Here is a 16,026-nt window from a genome sequence, read left to right as displayed (position 1 = left end):
CGATTGCCGCCATGGCACCACTGGAGCGCCTGGGACAGCCGGATGAAATTGCCGCTGCCGTTGCCTTCCTTGCCAGCCCCCAGGGCAGTTGGATCAATGGCCAGATATTGCGTGCCAATGGCGGTTTTGCCTGAGACAACCAAAAGCCCTATTGTCACCCTTCCCAGCACCAAGGGGCTGAAAGACACTCAAGGGGTAAGCATGTAGTGGCCTCATGAAACTGGATACTCGGTAAAGCGCGACGAACCAATAAAGATGAACCAATAAAAAAGCCCCCGCTGACCAGTATCAGCGGGGGCCGGATGTTTCACATCTCAAGGTGAGATGCTTGATACTTACAGCTTACTGCTTCAGCTTGTATGCCATGACATAGTCACCGATGGTCGTGCCGATGGAGCCATGGCCACCTGCAACCAGCACGACCATCTGCTCGCCTTTGCTGTTGAGGTATGTCATCGGCGTAGCCTGGCCACCGGCGGGCAGGCGTGTCTGCCACAGCTGCTCACCAGAGGTCAGATCATAGGCGCGCAGATAGTTATCCACGGCCGCGGCCAGGAAAGCGACTCCTCCATCAGTAATAATGGGGCCACCGATCCCCGGAACCCCCATCTTGAAGGGCAGCGGCAGCGGACTCATGTCACGCACGGTGCCATTCTTGTGCTTCCAGACGATCTCGCCTGTACGCAGATCGGCTCCCGCCACATAACCCCACGGCGGTTGCTGACACGGCACACCAAGAGGTGACAGGAAGGGTTTCATTTCAACCGCGTAGGACGCGCCGGCATTTTCATTCAGGCCTTGCTCCCCCTGATTGGTTTCCCCCAAATCAGCGCCCTCTTTCGACACCAGTGTCGAGGTGAATGCCAGATACAGCGGCATGCCGAACATCACTTGACGCTTAGGATCTACCGCCAGACTGCCCCAGTTGAATACGCCGAAATTGCCAGGGAATACAATAGTGCCCTGCTCGGACGGCGGGGTGTACTGACCTTCATAACGCAACGAGCGGAACTGAATGCGACACATCAACTGATCGAAGGGAGTGGCCCCCCACATATCAGCTTCACGCAGTGTCGGCGGACGGAACGTCAAGCTCGAAATCGGCTGCGTCGGAGATGCATGATCGCCTTCTATCGTCCCCTGTGGCGCGGCTTTTTCCGAAACCGGCAGAATGGCTTGACCAGTCTGGCGGTTCAGTACATAGACATCCCCTTGCTTGGTCGGAATGACCAGAGCAGGTTGTTTGCCTTGTTCGGTGTCCAGATCCACCAGCGTAGGCTGTGCCGGCGTATCCATATCCCACAGGTCATGGTGCACAAACTGATGCACCCATTCGACCTGACCAGTTTCGAGGCTCAACGCCACAACCGAGGAGGCATACTTCTCTTCGGCAGGCGAACGGTACATGCCCAACTGATCAGGTGTACGGTTCCCCATCGGGAAGTAAATCAGCCCCAGTTCTTCATCCGCACTGGCCACCGACCAACTGTTGGGGGAACTGGTCGTGTAGGTTTCATCCTCGCCGATCGGCGCAGTCTCATCCGGGTTGCCAGAGTCCCAGTTCCATACCAGCTCACCGGTCTTGGCATCATATGCACGAATGACACCAGAAGGTGATTCGACGGCATAGTTGTCATTAACGGAACCCGCCACAACAACCAGGCCATTTGCCACAACAGGCGGTGATGTGGAGTAGTAGAAGCCTGCCTGTTTGAAAGGCATATTATGCATCAAGTCGAGTTCGCCGTTGTCAGCGAAGTTGCTGCAACGTGCACCGGTTTCAGGATCCAATGCCAACAGACGCGCATCGGATGTCGGCATGAACAGCTGGGCATCACACTGCTGGCTTTCCAGTGCTTCAGCCGGGCCATCTGCCACTTTTACGTCAATCGTATCAGGGCCACCGGAAGATGGCGGCAGATAGGAAACACCACGACAGGTTTGATGCTGACGCTGGCTTTCTGCTGGAATCTTGGCCTTGTAGACCCACTGCTCTTCGCCAGAGTCAGCGTCCAGCGCGATCAACCAGTTGTGCGGTGTGCACAGGAATAACGAATTGTTCACCTTCAGCGGTGTCGCTTCGTAAGTGGTTTCCGTGACGTCATCCGGCCCTTTCAGATCACCTGTCTGGTATTGCCAGGCAAGCTCCAGATTATCCACGTTCTCCGGAGTAATCTGTGTCAGCGGTGAAAAGCGCTGCCCCAGATTATTGCGGCCATACGCATGCCAACTACCTTCCGGTGTATCACCAATGCTGGGGGTTTCTGCCACGACATCAGTGTTCAGTTCACCCTTGATCTTATGAGCATCAACCAGCGCGCTGCCCAGTGTGCCGACACCAATGACCACCCAGATCGGGAGCAGCACTTTCAACCCCAGGTGACGCTCGCCCGCCTTGCCCACGAAGAAAAGCGGAATCGCCAACAGCAGGAATACACCCAGACGTGTAGCCAGTGGCCACCAGTCATAGCCAGACTCCCACAGCGCCCATATGGCTGTCGCAATCAGAAACAGCGCATAAAGCCCGCGTGCCGCTGCCAGACGCGGTTTCATCAACACACCGACACCAATCAGTGCCACGCCCGCTAGCGCATAGTACCAACTTCCTCCCAGAGTCATGAGCCAAGCGCCACCACCGAGTAGCACAAGACCCACTATCCAGAAGATCAGGGAAAGAATGAACATTGCCCTTGCTCCTATTAGTGAATTATAGCGTCCATGTTTTTGTTATAGGTGTCAGTTGCGTAACATCCGCTTGTACCCGAAAGCACTGCCGGATGCGCCCCCTCCCATAAGCGTAGCCAGAAACTGGCAAACCAATATGCGGTTTGCACCATGAAGCCTGACTTCATAGCCTGTGCATCACATCAATGGCTTCTGGTCTTGACAGGAGGCAATAGAGATTTCCAAGGATGACGACCTGAGGAAGGCTTGACTGGAAAGCCAGAGCATTCGCTCAACAGCCGCAACTTTGCTGACGTCTGCGCCGGACATATATAGTAAGCTAATTAATTTCAAATCAACAGCATCAACGGCCTTGTCGCCTGAGCTCAACCAATACGTGCAGCACCAGTGCATTCCACAGGAATACCTGTACTGATGTCCGATAACCACACCATTTTCTGGTCATTCAACTTCTTTACCAGCGCTCGCAGCTCAGCATCTGTGATCTGCCGAAAATCGGTTTCCTTTGGAATGCATTGTCGCAACAGGTCATTGGAGGGCTCGTTGGTTCCTCTTTGGCTGGAAGGCAGGGCCAGTCTGGACATGAATAACATGGAGGCGAAGTCAGGCCGTGTTTTTCTCACCATGACACTGGCAGTGGTGGTCATATTTTGTGGACATTGAGCAGGAGTCACTATCTCTAGAGCAAGCTGATCGCGCCGTACAAGCTGCGCGGCAAGCTAGCTTGGGGAAAGCCAGAACATTGCGTATTGGATTTGTAGATAGCGTCATCCCAAGACTTCTGCCGCAGATCCTGCTTCGATACAAGCAACAGCGTCCCGATGTAGATTTTTATCTGGAAGAAGCAACAACAGCAGATCAGCTAGATGCACTGTGGAAAGATCGGCTTGATTTCGGCTTGCTTGTCCTTCCGATCGGTGACGTGGCTACAGATATATGTGTCGAACCTATATTTCATGGACATATGCTGCTGGCCGTACCAGAGTCACATAGGCTCGCCACACAGCAACGAGCGAGGTTAGTCGAGTTCGCTGGTGATCCTTGGGTTACTTTTCCCGCTCACTATGGGCCAGGAATGCACTCCCTGATACTTAAATCGTGCGCGGCAGCGGGTTTTAGCCCCCGCGTGGCCCAACATGCACGTCTTATGTATACAACCGCAGGACTGGTCGCAGGTGGGGTTGGAATCACCCTCATGCCGAGCCTCCAACTTGGGATATCGCCCCCTAAAGGTCTGCGATTCGTGTATCCAACGGGTGAAGGAACTCCCATTCCGTACGAGATAGCCATGGTGTATAGGACTGCGGATGTTCCCGAAGACTTTTTGGAGGCTGTCAGGATCGTGACACAACATCTCGAGAGAGAACTGAGTGAGGTATTGAAAAGCAGCATCAGAAATAGTGTTTAATACAGGATTCAGTTTAACCGTTTGAGTGCTTGCGCTACTGAACCGCCACTGCAGTATCGGTGAACCGCCCCGGGATTCCCGGAGACTCCATTTCTTGAGAGGATAGAGTGGTGACAACATCAAAGAAGTACTCACATGAAGTCAGGGAATGGGCGGTTCAGACTGAGCGCCTCGTCCTCTCTTCAATCACTTCACCATAGAGGGCACTTGCACTGCTATTACCTTAAGAGGTCAACTTCGATCTACTCATATAGTAGATAGTAGGAAGCTGGCAGGAAGGGTTATGCTCCCGATACCAAGTCCCAACTGCCTCCATCACACATCACACTGAATATGCCTCGGGTGAATAGTGCCTCCAGTTCCCCAAGCGGTTCTGTGATGAAACTCAGGCAAGTGAGCACGAAAACTCTTGCAGAAACCTTCTGAGCTCCGATCTAGATGTTTGCCATTTCCGAGGTTTTTTTCATGCACAAAGTGTCGTTATTGTTTTTATGGCTGCCATTCCTGGTGGTGTTGTCAGCGGGCTGTTCGGAGAAATCTCTGGAAGAGCAGCGACAGGAGCTTGCTGAACAGAAGGAGGAGTACCAGTCAAAGATCGCATCTATTTCTGATCAGGACGTTAAGGAAGCACTGACGCAGTTGGCCAGTCTCATGTTCTGGATTCGCGAGGGAGACCTGGAGCGTCGGATACCCCCTAAAAAGGTCCAATATCACATCTCGCCATACACGATCCTGGATGATTATCAAGACACGAAGGATATGGCCGATCAGTTGGCCGCCGGTGTGCTGCTGACCACTGATGTGCGCTATCGTCCCCAGGAGGCGGAGCTTATATTGCCGTTCGCATACCCCTTTGATTTCAGTATCAACTGGAAACAAGTGACACTGGCAGACGGCACTGAACTGCCTGTAGTGGAGCAGGACCCGTTCACCGACCAGAGTAATCTGATTCCAGTGGCGTTGTGGGATTCCTCTGCTCATAGGTTTACCACCCAGTTGAAGAAACACGTGAACCTGCCCATCGGCCAGGTGCCGCCACCGCCACCACCGGTGGCAAGGGCGCGCGGAGAGATGATCTTGACCGTGCCGGAGTCATTGCCAGAAGTCGATTATTCAGTTTCCGATGTGGGCAACCATTACGATGTGTCAGGGTGGCGCATCACTTTGGAGGAGGTTGAAGGACACCGGGTACGACTGCTGTTTAAAGTGCCAGAAGACGTGTCGGTTGAAAAAGCACTGTCCTTGCTTGACCAGGTCGAGGTAGAAGCCCGTGACAGCACTGGTTCGTTCTTGTCACGTAGCAATACAGGAAAAGGGCCGGCCGGTGATGATGAACAGATCATCGAAATGCTGGATCAATTGATTGATGCGGCTAAATCCGGGGAGCTGAAGGATCAGCCCCTAGAACAGCGTATACAGGGGCAACAGCAGGCCATGTTGGACGATGCCGATCGGCAACTGTATGTGGAGGTGGCATTCCGCGGCACGGTGGAACAGGTGCAAGTGTTTTTGCCCGGTTTCATCGGCGAGACAACCCTGTCTGTGCCGCTGGATCTGGCGCCAGTGCAATTCAACGTACCGGACAATCAGGATAAGCCGCAAGCCTTTGGCGTACGGACCAGAGTGTATGATCACACCGCCAGTGACTGGGAACTGGATCAGCCGCTGGAAGCGGATCCTGGCTTGTTGGATCAGACTATCAAGGTCGAGCGCAAGGAAGGGGGAAATCCCGGCTTGGCGGACGAAAAACTCAACATGCTGTACTTTCATTTTCCGGATCAGATGAGTAATCGCCTGATGTCAGATTTCGATCGTTTCAATCAGGTGCGGGAGCTTACCTTTCTCGATAAGGAAGGCAAGCCGGTGTTCGAATACGATCCGCAGGAACGAGATGGGCCAGTGAGATTCACGGTCAATAGAATTGAGTATTACCCGGAAAGCTTTAAACAGCCCGCAGTACGTGTTCGTGGTGAACTCGATATCTTGATGCTGCCGGAAATCGACGTGCGTTGGGTTTCTGTTGATGACCTGCCCGAAAACTATGAGATGTATGGGCAGACGCTGTTCGGTCCTTCAGCGGCGGACAATCAAGTCCCGGACCTGGTGCTCGCTCGCGACGCGGAAGGCCACTACCTGAAGAGAATCGCCGAAGTGCGTCATTCATTCGATGGCAGTTGGCCTCGGCGCGCCTACCACTTTTACGATAAACCGGTGGGATTCCTGTTTATTGACAAGGGACCCGTCTCCCACGCCACTTATTCGTTCGATATCCCGTTGCAGGATTGATGCCTGCCCTTCAGGTTCGAGAGATGAGCAACATCTCCCGAGCCTGCCCCCCCCTCCTACGCTTTTTGCAAAGGCATACGCCGCGGCTGTCACGGCATCGGGGCCCGATGAACTCGCCCCATGGATGCGCCCTCTTTCGTCACAGAATGGTGCATGGACAGTGCTAGTGCCAAAGGCGTGACAGACCAGCGATTCAGGGAGCCGCACATAGCGTGGCGGCGTCTTTCCAGAGCTGGCCTCCGCGATGGGCATATCAACATCAGCCAGCGCGATATCCTCCTGGCTCACACTGTATTCGGCCATAAGCGCCTGGGTTTGACGCAGCGCTGTCCCGATGCTGGCATGATCCAATATCATTTGGGTCAATTTTATGTTCCTCTCAGGCTCTTCCATTAGGTCAGTTGCTAGCGTATGTCGATATCGGTGTGGAGAAATTTTTTCTCCACAGAAGCCAGAAAGGCGCTTAAAGAAGCGCTCTACCTGATTGACATCCATTTCAATGCGCCGATGACGTTGTGAAGACCGATTGACATTGAACAGCCGGTCATTTCGCCTAACTCCTGCGCGCTGACAGGTCTCCTATCGAATCGATTTCAGAATCCTGCGCAGTCACCACTACGAGTCCAAATTTGGCAATGGGGCTTACAGGCTGAAATTCACGAAGTTGGTCCGGTTCGAAATTGGGCATCAACGTGGCCCGAATCGTCGCAGCGTTGCCCATATTCAGCAGCGTATAGCCGTCGCTGCCTGCTTGAAGCACATACTGTGACGCGACCGCGCCGGAAGAACCAGGCATGTTCTTGACTAATACACGATTCCCTAAAGCTTTACCGAGGGGGTCGGCAATGATACGCGCAGTGATGTCAGAGACGCCTCCCTTCCCGAACGCCACGACAATAGACAGAGAGCGGTCGGGAAAGGCATCCTGGCCAAGAGCTATGGAGGGCGCAGCGCCGACCGTGAGCGTAATCAACAGGGGAGCAATCCATTCAGCCGTTACACTACGACTGATTTTATTGAATAGGCCATTTTTCATTAATTCCTCCCAGTAGAGTTAATATATTGATCAATTAAAAATTGAAACCGACTCTATCGTCATAGTATGCCCAAGTTCCATATTAGCCATCCAAATCTTTTAGCATATATCTGAATCTGGGAATTTGACCATCACTTTCAATGATGAAAATAAGCCCTTCGTTCATCTTATTCCACTCAAATCAAGAAAATATAATAACCTGACTCCAAAATGTGATAGCCCATATTGCCACACCAAAGCACTATTGAATTTTAAATAATGAAAAGGCAAGCGACAGACAATCTGAACTTTTCCATTCACCCTCTTCAAAATCCATCTCTTTCGGTTCGCGGTGGTTACATGAAAATGCCGAAGAACACACCAGGTTTTCGAGATAGAAAGGAGGTGGGCTCCATCCAGATATGAATGGGAGACCTGCTGCTGTTCTTCAGTAAAGGAGGCCAGCCTCTCAAGTACTGATCGCTTTCCAAGGCCTTGGGCTTTTTCGAAATCTGCTTGAAGAGTTGATCTTTCTTCTTGTATTCACTCAATAACGACACTGGTTATTCATTGATTTAAGCGATAGAACCCTATCACGCTTAACATGAAGCGTTCTAACAATGGAAAACATGGCTCTTCATATACAACGTTGTTCACGTGGAATATCTTTTCTTTTTTTCCGCTTGCTTCATGGAATAACGTTGATGCGTTGTTTTCATAATTGCTTTCGTTTCATCGCAGTCGGGGTAGCAGAAGCACGACCAGAAGGGAGCCGTTACGATCAATGTGAATCTGTCGGCGCTTGTGAGTAGCTGAAACTCAACGAGTGCTGATGCATGGTCCTTGGCATCCCTTTTCTGGTTTCCTACCTTAGATGTGACGTGGATGAATGAGCGCTGCTCAAAGTTGTCTGCCAGCGGGATAGCCAGCTCATCTACAAGGTCATGGAAAGCCGCGTCATAATGAAAAGAGGAGATATCATCGTGACTCAAGACAATCGCAAACCTACGACTAACGATTCGGGCATGCCCGTATCAAGCGAAGAGTTTTCACTATCCGTCGGGGCTGACGGTCCTATCGTGCTCCATGATCACTACCTGATGGAGCAGATGGCGAACTTCAACCGAGAAATGATTCCGGACCGTCAACCACATGCGAAAGGGGGCGGAGCTTTCGGCCAATTCAAAGTCACGGAAGATGTCAGCAAGTACACCAAAGCCAAGTTTCTACAAAAAGGCACCAAAACGGATGTGCTGATCCGTTTTTCCACCGTCGCAGGGGAAGCCGGCAGCCCGGATACCTGGCGCGACCCGCGTGGTTTCGCGCTGAAGTTCTATACAGAGGAAGGCAATTTCGACATGGTGGGGAATAACACCCCCATCTTTTTCATGCGTGACCCGATGAAGTTTCAGCACTTCATCCACTCCCAAAAGCGCCGCGCCGATAATGGACTGCGCGACAACGACATGCAGTGGGACTTCTGGACGCTGGCACCAGAATCCGCACACCAGGTCACCTGGCTGATGGGTGATCGCGGAATCCCGGCCACCTGGCGCCACATGGATGGTTTCTCCAGCCATACCTACATGTGGACCAATGCCCAGGGAGAACGTTTCTGGGTCAAGTACCACTTCAAGACCGATCAGGGCATCAAGTGCATGACCCAGGAACAGGCGGATCAGATGGCCGGTACCGATGCCGACTATCATCGTCGTGACCTGTATGAAGCGATCAAGCGCGGCGATTATCCGAGCTGGACACTGAAAATGCAGATCATGCCGTTCGAGGATGCCAAGACCTACAACATCAACCCTTTCGATCTCACCAAGGTCTGGCCACATGCAGACTACCCGCTGATTCCGGTCGGTAAGCTAACGCTGGATCGCAACCCTACCGATTTCCACAGCGAAATCGAACAGGCGGCGTTCGAGCCCAACAACATGGTGCCGGGTACCGGGCTGTCGCCGGACAAGATGCTGCTGGCACGTTCCATTTCCTATTCCGATGCACACCGCGCGCGTCTCGGCGTCAATTACAAGCATATTCCGGTCAATGCACCCAAGTGCCCCGTGCACAGTTTCAGCAAGGGTGGCACCATGCGTATCCACAATGCTTCTGATCCAGTCTATGCGCCGAACAGCAAAGGCGGCCCCAAGGCTGATCCCGAGCGCTATCCTGAGGATGCGGTTTGGTCCTCCGACGGCGAGTTCGTGCGCGCAGCTTACACGCTGCGTCCGAACGATGACGATTTCAGCCAAGCCAATGTGCTGGTCAACAAGGTGATGGATGCAGCCGCGCGAGATCGTCTGGTCTCCAACGTGGTTGGGCACCTTTGCGGTGGTGTCACCGAACCGGTGCTGGAGCGTGCCTTTGCCTACTGGAAGAACGTCGACCAGACGCTTGGCGAACGTATCGAGCAGGGTGTAAAGCAACAACGCGGCTGATGCACAACGCTTTCGACAGTCCACACATGAAGGCCTGCCAGCTTATTGCTGGTGGGCCTATTTGCTTGCTCTACCTGGCCTGCGGGCCTAGTTCCCTGATTACCAGCCCTGGAGTTGCGATGGGGCTTCAATTCACTAAGCTAGTAAGCTCGTTTTCTAGTCCTCTACAGTGGAGCGTCACAAATGCCACTTGGCTTCGATAGCTATCTCGTCTTCCTGTCGATCGTGACGCTCATCGTGGTATCGCCTGGTGTCAACCTAGCTCTTCTGATCCAGGCTACGCCGACGAACGGACGGTATGCAGGACTAATGATGACCGCGGGTTTTTGCGCAGCGATCATGGTTCATGCGTCCTTGGCACTCATCGGAGTGGGTGCCATCATCATGGCTTCCGCGATGTTGTTTTCCATCCTGAAGATCGCCGGGGCCAGCTACCTGATCTGGCTGGGTATCAAGGCCCTTGCCGCAAGTGTTAGGGGATGTCCAGTACCTGCCGTAGTTCCAGGAGGGACAATGACGCCTTCGCTCGATCTACGGCGAAGCTTCCTCCGCGGTTTCCTGACAAACATTCTGAACCCGAAACCAGCGATCTTCTACGTGGCAGCATTCCCGCAGTTTCTCGACACAAGTGGACCGGCAACCTGGGTTGCGGGGCTTGGACTCGGAGCAAGTCACGCGACGATTGCTCTCATCTTCTATGGCTGTGTCGTTCTGACCGTGGAGCGAACAACAAAATGGCTTCGTCGCCCGACAGTTTGGAGAACCATCCAGTCGATGACTGGCATGCTATACATATTTGTGGGCGGACGCTTAATGTTCAGTCGTGCACCCGGTGTTTGAGCTTTTACTAGGCTACTCGACATATCTTCCCATGATGGCCAGCCGATAACGTCCTGTGCGCAGTACCTCGACAGGAATCAATCCTGAAATAAAAAAACGCCCCGGAGGGCGTTTGAGTGGATCATTGAAAATGTGTGATGAAGGACCCGACAGTCACGTCATTGATGTCGGCACCTAATCGGTCTGCGCAACACTTGAGAGCACTACGACATTCTCCGCGATCGGCAATCCACTCGGCCTCAAAGCTCTGCAGATCTCGTCGGAATATCGATCAGAATGGTGTCATAGCAATCAGCAAAGCGCCCAAGCAAAAATGCCCATTGGCGCGTTGAGCAACAGCTGCTGCAACTGCTTCCGATAGTCGCTGGAGGCGACAACATCAAAACGGAGATATTGACAAATAAATCAATCAGACACACGCATACCATTCACGGGTATCGGATCAACAACGAGATAGGTAACGACAGGACAAGCAAGCAGATGCACTGGCTCCCCGAGTAGGACTCGAACCTACGACCCAATGATTAACAGTCATTTGCTCTACCAACTGAGCTATCGGGGAACGACGATGTGCAAACAAGGGCGACAATAATCAGGCAGAGGGATGGCTCCTCGAGCAGGACTCGAACCTGCGACCCAATGATTAACAGTCATTTGCTCTACCAACTGAGCTATCGAGGAATGACCCTGAATTGTCGGTGCTACTTCGTGATTGCCACAGGACATCATCACAAAACTTTTTTGGCGCTGGCTCCCCGAGTAGGACTCGAACCTACGACCCAATGATTAACAGTCATTTGCTCTACCAACTGAGCTATCGGGGAATCGCCTCAAGCACGGGGCGTAGTATACGGATTGCTTTCGATACGTCAAGCCCATCAATGACTTTCATGCACCTGCCAGCCCGGCTGGCCAGCCACATGTCATGCCATCCATCAGCGTAAAACATCGGAAAACGAAAGCGCCCACCGATTCCAGGAACCGGTGGGCGCTTTCTGTATTCTGGTGGCTACACCCTGACTCGAACAGGGGACCCCATCATTATGAGTGATGTGCTCTAACCAACTGAGCTATGTAGCCTTTTCGATCTTTCTATCGTCTCTTGGCTAACCACCGCCATATCGACGGGGCTGAATTATGCATATCGAGCGAGCCATTGGCAAGTCCCATGGCAATAATGTTTTTTAATTGAACGAACAATCAACAAAAGGCATACTACTTCTATGTCCATACTTCCCAAAGGATGGGAACAGCCACCAAGGACATGTTCCGTCATGGACAGTGAAGGAGTATGCAATGCCAAAAGTGGGAATGGAGCCGATCCGTCGCCAGCAACTGATCCAGGCCACCATGACAGCTATCAGTGAAGTCGGTCTGGCCGATGCAACTGTCGTGCGTATCGCCCGTCATGCGGGTGTATCCGCCGGCATCATCAGTCACTACTTTGGCGGCAAGGATGGTTTGCTCGAAGCCACCATGCGCCAGATCCTCAAGGATCTCAACGAGGCGGTGGCCGCACGCCGCAGGGCACTGGACGATGACAGCCCGCGCGCTCACCTGCTCGCCATCGTCGACGGCAACTTCGACTCTTCGCAGACCAATGAGCGAGCCGCCGTCACGTGGCTGGCCTTCTGGGCCAATTCCGTACACAAGCCAGACCTGCAACGCCTGCAAAGGGCCAATGACCGCCGCCTGTACGCCAACCTGTGCCATCAGTATCGGCGTTTGATGCCCCGACAAGAAGCACAAGACGCTGCTCGAGGGACTGCCGCCATGATCGATGGCCTATGGCTGCGCGGCGCACTGAGCCCTGAGGGCCTGAACCCACTGGAAGCTCGCCAGTTGGCTCGGGAGTATGTTGACCGTCTTGTCGATCACCACGCAGGTCACGACAAAAACTAACCTTTCAAGAGGGTGCCATGCCATTACTCGACATCCAGACACTGTACATTGACGGACGTCGCCAACAAGCGACCTCCGGCGAATCCTTCTCGGTCATCAATCCCTATGATGGCAGTCATCTGGCCGATGTTCAGGTTGCCAGTCAAACCGACCTGGATGCTGCCGTGGCTTCAAGCCAGCGCGGCCAGAAAGTCTGGGCGGCCATGTCAGGCATGGAACGAGGACGCATCATGCAGCGTGCCGTCACCATGCTGCGCGAACGCAATGATGACATCGCCAGGCTCGAAACCCTCAATACCGGTAAGCCATACAGCGAAACGTCCAGCGTCGATATTGTCACCGGTGCAGATGTCATCGAATATTACGCTGGTCTTGCAGCGGCCATCGAAGGCAGCCAGATCCCCCTGCGCGAAGACAGCTTCGTCTATACCCGCCGCGAACCCCTGGGCGTAATCGGTTCCATCGGTGCCTGGAACTACCCCATCCAGATCGCTTGCTGGAAGGCAGCCCCTGCCCTGGCAGCAGGCAATGCCGTGGTGTTCAAGCCCAGCGAAGTCACCCCTCTGACCACCATGATTCTCGCCGAGATCTTCACCGAGGCCGGCCTGCCTGATGGCGTGTTCAATGTCGTCCATGGTGCCGCAAGCGTCGGCCAGGCCATCACCGCGCATCCGGATATCGCCAAGGTCTCCTTCACCGGTGAAGTCGGCACTGGCAAGAAAGTCATGTCTGCGGCGGCAGCTTCCTCTCTCAAGGATGTCACCATGGAGCTGGGCGGCAAGTCGCCTCTGATCGTATGCCGTGATGCCGACCTGGTGCGAGCTGCTGACGCCGCCATGATGGCCAACTACTACTCCAGTGGCCAGGTCTGCACCAATGGCACTCGTGTGTTCGTCGACAATGCCGTCAAGGCAGAATTCGAAGCACTCATCGCAGAGCGTGTCGTGCGCATCAAGGCCGGGGACCCTCTCGACCCTGAGGTCAACTTCGGCCCCTTGGTAAGCTTCGAGCATCAACAGAAGGTGCTGTCCTATATCGAGCTGGGCAAGCAGGAAGGCGCTCGCCTCGTGGCCGGCGGCGACAGTTGGAACCAGGGCGACTGGGCCAAGGGTGCCTGGGCATCTCCCACCGTTTTCAGCGACTGCACCGATGACATGCGCATCGTTCGCGAGGAAATCTTTGGCCCGGTGATGGCGATCCTTGGCTTCGACAGCGAAGAAGAAGTCATCGAGCGTGCCAATGACACCACCTACGGCCTCGCTGCTGGGGTTTTCACCGAAAGCCTCAACCAGGCCCACCGCATGATCCACCGCCTCGAGGCAGGCATCTGCTGGATCAATACCTGGGGAGAGTCCCCTGCCGAAATGCCGGTGGGTGGCTACAAGCAATCCGGCGTTGGCCGCGAGAATGGCATCGAAACACTGGCTCACTACACCCAGACCAAGTCCATCCAGATCGAGATGGGACCGTTCGCATCGGTTTTTTAAGCGTCCAGGTTTGAGCGCCAGGTTTGAACACTTAGGTGTTTTCAGCGTTCTGGTGTTTCACGCATCAAAGAGGTAGTCATGACCCAAGTTCGCCAATTCGACTATGTCATCATTGGTGCCGGCTCAGCCGGCAATGTGCTCGCGACACGCCTGACAGAAGATGAAAATGTCAGCGTGCTGCTGCTGGAGGCTGGTGGTCCTGACTACCGGCTCGACTTCCGCACCCAAATGCCTGCCGCCCTGGCTTACCCTCTTCAAGGCAAACGCTATAACTGGGCCTACGAAACCGATCCCGAGCCCCATATGAGCGGGCGACGCATGGAATGTGGTCGTGGCAAGGGACTCGGTGGCTCTTCGCTGATCAACGGCATGTGCTACATCCGTGGCAATGCGCTGGATTACGACAACTGGGCCAAGCGTTCGGGACTGGAGGACTGGCATTACCGTAACTGTCTGCCCTACTTCCGCAAGGCAGAGACCCGTGATATCGGCCCCAATGACTATCACGGCGGTGATGGTCCCGTCAGCGTGACGACGCCCAAGGCAGATAACAACCCGCTGTACCACGCCTTCATCGAGGCGGGCCAGCAAGCGGGCTATCCTGCCACCGAGGATGTCAACGGCTACCAGCAGGAAGGCTTCGGTCCGATGGACCGCTTTGTCACTCCGAATGGTCGACGCTCAAGTACCGCACGTGGCTATCTTGATCGGGCCAAGGGCCGCGCCAACCTGACCATCGAGACACATGCCACTACTGACGTCATCATGTTCGAGGGCAAGCGTGCCGTTGGCGTGCGCTATGAGCGCAAGGGCCAGGTGCAGGAAGTGCGCGCCCAACGTGAAGTCCTGCTGTGCGCTGGTGCCATCGCCTCACCCCAGATCCTGCAACGCTCTGGTATTGGCCCCAAGGATGTGCTCGACGAGTTCGGCATTGAGGCCGTACATGTCAACGATAACGTCGGCAAGCATCTGCAGGACCATCTGGAGATGTATATCCAGTTTGAATGCAAGAAGCCCATTTCCCTGTACCCGGCACTGAAATGGTACAACCAGCCCAAGATCGGGGCTGAATGGCTATTCATGGGCAGCGGGCTGGGCGCCAGCAACCATTTCGAGGCAGCTGGCTTCATCCGCACCAACGATGCGGAAGAGTGGCCGAACCTGCAGTACCATTTCCTGCCCATCGCCATCAGCTACAACGGCAAGAGTGCTGTCCAGGCGCACGGCTTCCAGGCACACGTTGGCTCCATGCGTTCAGAAAGTGAGGGCCGAGTACGCCTGACCTCGCGTGATCCCAAGGCAGCGCCGTCGATCCTGTTCAATTACATGTCGACCGACAAGGATTGGCAGGAATTTCGCGATGCCATTCGCCTGACTCGGGAAATCATGAACCAGCCCGCCTTGGACGAATACCGCGGTCGTGAAATCTCCCCAGGTGCGCACATCCAGAGCGACGATGAACTGGACGCTTTTGTGCGCGAACATGCCGAAACCGCCTACCATCCCTGTGGTAGCTGTCGCATGGGCGAAGGTGATGACTGTGTTGTCGACGGTGCAGGACGCGTGCATGGTGTTGAAAACCTGCGCGTGGTGGATGCCTCGCTGTTCCCGGTCATTCCGACGGGCAATCTCAATGCCCCGACGATCATGCTGGCCGAACGCATGGCCGACAAGATCCGCGGCCGCGAAATGGCGCCTCCCAGCGATGCCCCTTACTACATCGCCAACGGTGCTCCGGCACAGCAAGAGCCTATGCGCAAAGTCCAGCCAGAGCGTGATGCCATCGGCTGACATTACGCCACCATTCTGCTATACGGCGCACCCTTCCAACCCCGGCATGAAGCCGGGGTTGCTGCGTAAGCCCCCTCATCCGCCTCATGAAGGCCGAAGCTCTTTCACTTCACCAAGTCAGTCGTACGCCTTCATCGCAGGACAGAAACTTTCCGATACCTGATCACA

The 16,026-nt window shown here is 54.3% G+C and carries 12 protein-coding genes, 4 tRNA genes and 1 pseudogene; 8 read left to right on the top strand and 9 right to left on the bottom strand.

The window, feature by feature from the left end; genetic code table 11:
• Window positions 1–11 precede the first annotated feature (11 nt).
• A complete protein-coding gene (locus Q1K07_RS10975) occupies window positions 12–134 on the top strand; it encodes an SDR family oxidoreductase (RefSeq protein ID WP_300310720.1) in 123 nt (40 codons plus the stop codon).
• A gap of 208 nt (window positions 135–342) precedes the next feature.
• Here the strand turns inward: Q1K07_RS10975 and Q1K07_RS10970 are convergent, their stop codons facing one another.
• A complete protein-coding gene (locus tag Q1K07_RS10970) occupies window positions 343–2,685 on the bottom strand; it encodes a glucose/quinate/shikimate family membrane-bound PQQ-dependent dehydrogenase (RefSeq protein WP_300310704.1) in 2,343 nt (780 codons plus the stop codon).
• Between the two features lie 365 nt (window positions 2,686–3,050).
• Window positions 3,051–3,332 carry a hypothetical protein gene (locus tag Q1K07_RS10965; protein ID WP_300310702.1) on the bottom strand — a complete coding sequence of 94 codons (282 nt, stop codon included), beginning with the start codon at window positions 3,330–3,332 and terminating at the stop codon, window positions 3,051–3,053.
• A gap of 5 nt (window positions 3,333–3,337) precedes the next feature.
• Here Q1K07_RS10965 and Q1K07_RS10960 point away from each other — a divergent pair, with 5 nt between their 5' ends.
• Entirely contained in the window at window positions 3,338–4,093 is a 756-nt protein-coding gene (locus Q1K07_RS10960) for a LysR family substrate-binding domain-containing protein (RefSeq protein ID WP_300310700.1), read from the top strand.
• A gap of 438 nt (window positions 4,094–4,531) precedes the next feature.
• Entirely contained in the window at window positions 4,532–6,379 is a 1,848-nt protein-coding gene (locus Q1K07_RS10955; RefSeq protein ID WP_300310698.1) for a hypothetical protein, read from the top strand.
• A 336-nt stretch (window positions 6,380–6,715) separates the two neighbouring features.
• Here Q1K07_RS10955 and Q1K07_RS21265 read toward each other — a convergent pair.
• The 3 genes and pseudogenes from Q1K07_RS21265 to Q1K07_RS10945 form a co-directional block, all read right to left on the bottom strand.
• Window positions 6,716–6,874, bottom strand: a pseudogene (locus Q1K07_RS21265) (hypothetical protein); the annotation flags it as partial.
• 58 nt (window positions 6,875–6,932) lie between these two features.
• The gene (locus Q1K07_RS10950) at window positions 6,933–7,415 is read right to left on the bottom strand and encodes a tripartite tricarboxylate transporter substrate-binding protein (protein WP_300310696.1); all 483 of its coding nucleotides are present in this window, start codon (window positions 7,413–7,415) and stop codon (window positions 6,933–6,935) included.
• A gap of 632 nt (window positions 7,416–8,047) precedes the next feature.
• Window positions 8,048–8,386 carry a hypothetical protein gene (locus Q1K07_RS10945; protein WP_300310694.1) on the bottom strand — a complete coding sequence of 113 codons (339 nt, stop codon included), beginning with the start codon at window positions 8,384–8,386 and terminating at the stop codon, window positions 8,048–8,050.
• Here Q1K07_RS10945 and Q1K07_RS10940 point away from each other — a divergent pair.
• Window positions 8,378–9,838 (top strand): catalase, encoded by a 1,461-nt coding sequence (locus Q1K07_RS10940; RefSeq protein ID WP_300310692.1) that lies wholly within the window; start codon window positions 8,378–8,380, stop codon window positions 9,836–9,838. The two genes, Q1K07_RS10945 and Q1K07_RS10940, sit on opposite strands and share 9 nt — an antisense overlap.
• 183 nt (window positions 9,839–10,021) lie before the next feature.
• Window positions 10,022–10,678, top strand: a complete 657-nt coding sequence (locus Q1K07_RS10935) for a LysE family translocator (protein ID WP_300310690.1) — start codon at window positions 10,022–10,024, stop codon at window positions 10,676–10,678.
• A 486-nt stretch (window positions 10,679–11,164) separates the two neighbouring features.
• Here the strand turns inward: Q1K07_RS10935 and Q1K07_RS10930 are convergent.
• The 4 genes from Q1K07_RS10930 to Q1K07_RS10915 all read right to left on the bottom strand — a co-directional run bounded on the left by Q1K07_RS10930 (window position 11,165) and on the right by Q1K07_RS10915 (window position 11,758).
• Window positions 11,165–11,240: transfer RNA gene (locus Q1K07_RS10930), tRNA-Asn, on the bottom strand.
• Window positions 11,241–11,283: 43 nt separating this feature from the next.
• Window positions 11,284–11,359: transfer RNA gene (locus Q1K07_RS10925), tRNA-Asn, on the bottom strand.
• Between the two features lie 67 nt (window positions 11,360–11,426).
• A tRNA-Asn gene (locus tag Q1K07_RS10920) sits at window positions 11,427–11,502 on the bottom strand.
• A gap of 179 nt (window positions 11,503–11,681) precedes the next feature.
• Window positions 11,682–11,758, bottom strand: a tRNA-Met gene (locus Q1K07_RS10915).
• Between the two features lie 216 nt (window positions 11,759–11,974).
• Here Q1K07_RS10915 and betI point away from each other — a divergent pair.
• The 3 genes from betI to betA all read left to right on the top strand — a co-directional run bounded on the left by betI (window position 11,975) and on the right by betA (window position 15,858).
• Window positions 11,975–12,580 carry a transcriptional regulator BetI gene (gene betI, locus Q1K07_RS10910; protein WP_300310686.1) on the top strand — a complete coding sequence of 202 codons (606 nt, stop codon included), beginning with the start codon at window positions 11,975–11,977 and terminating at the stop codon, window positions 12,578–12,580.
• Window positions 12,581–12,597: 17 nt separating this feature from the next.
• The gene (betB, locus tag Q1K07_RS10905) at window positions 12,598–14,067 is read left to right on the top strand and encodes a betaine-aldehyde dehydrogenase (RefSeq protein WP_300310684.1); all 1,470 of its coding nucleotides are present in this window, start codon (window positions 12,598–12,600) and stop codon (window positions 14,065–14,067) included.
• A gap of 78 nt (window positions 14,068–14,145) precedes the next feature.
• Window positions 14,146–15,858 carry a choline dehydrogenase gene (gene betA, locus Q1K07_RS10900; RefSeq protein ID WP_300310682.1) on the top strand — a complete coding sequence of 571 codons (1,713 nt, stop codon included), beginning with the start codon at window positions 14,146–14,148 and terminating at the stop codon, window positions 15,856–15,858.
• Window positions 15,859–16,026: the final 168 nt, after the last annotated feature.

Source organism: Halomonas sp. (assembly GCF_029263665.1).
Lineage (GTDB): Bacteria > Pseudomonadota > Gammaproteobacteria > Pseudomonadales > Halomonadaceae > Halomonas.
This window is presented reverse-complemented; position numbering and strand designations above follow the sequence as displayed.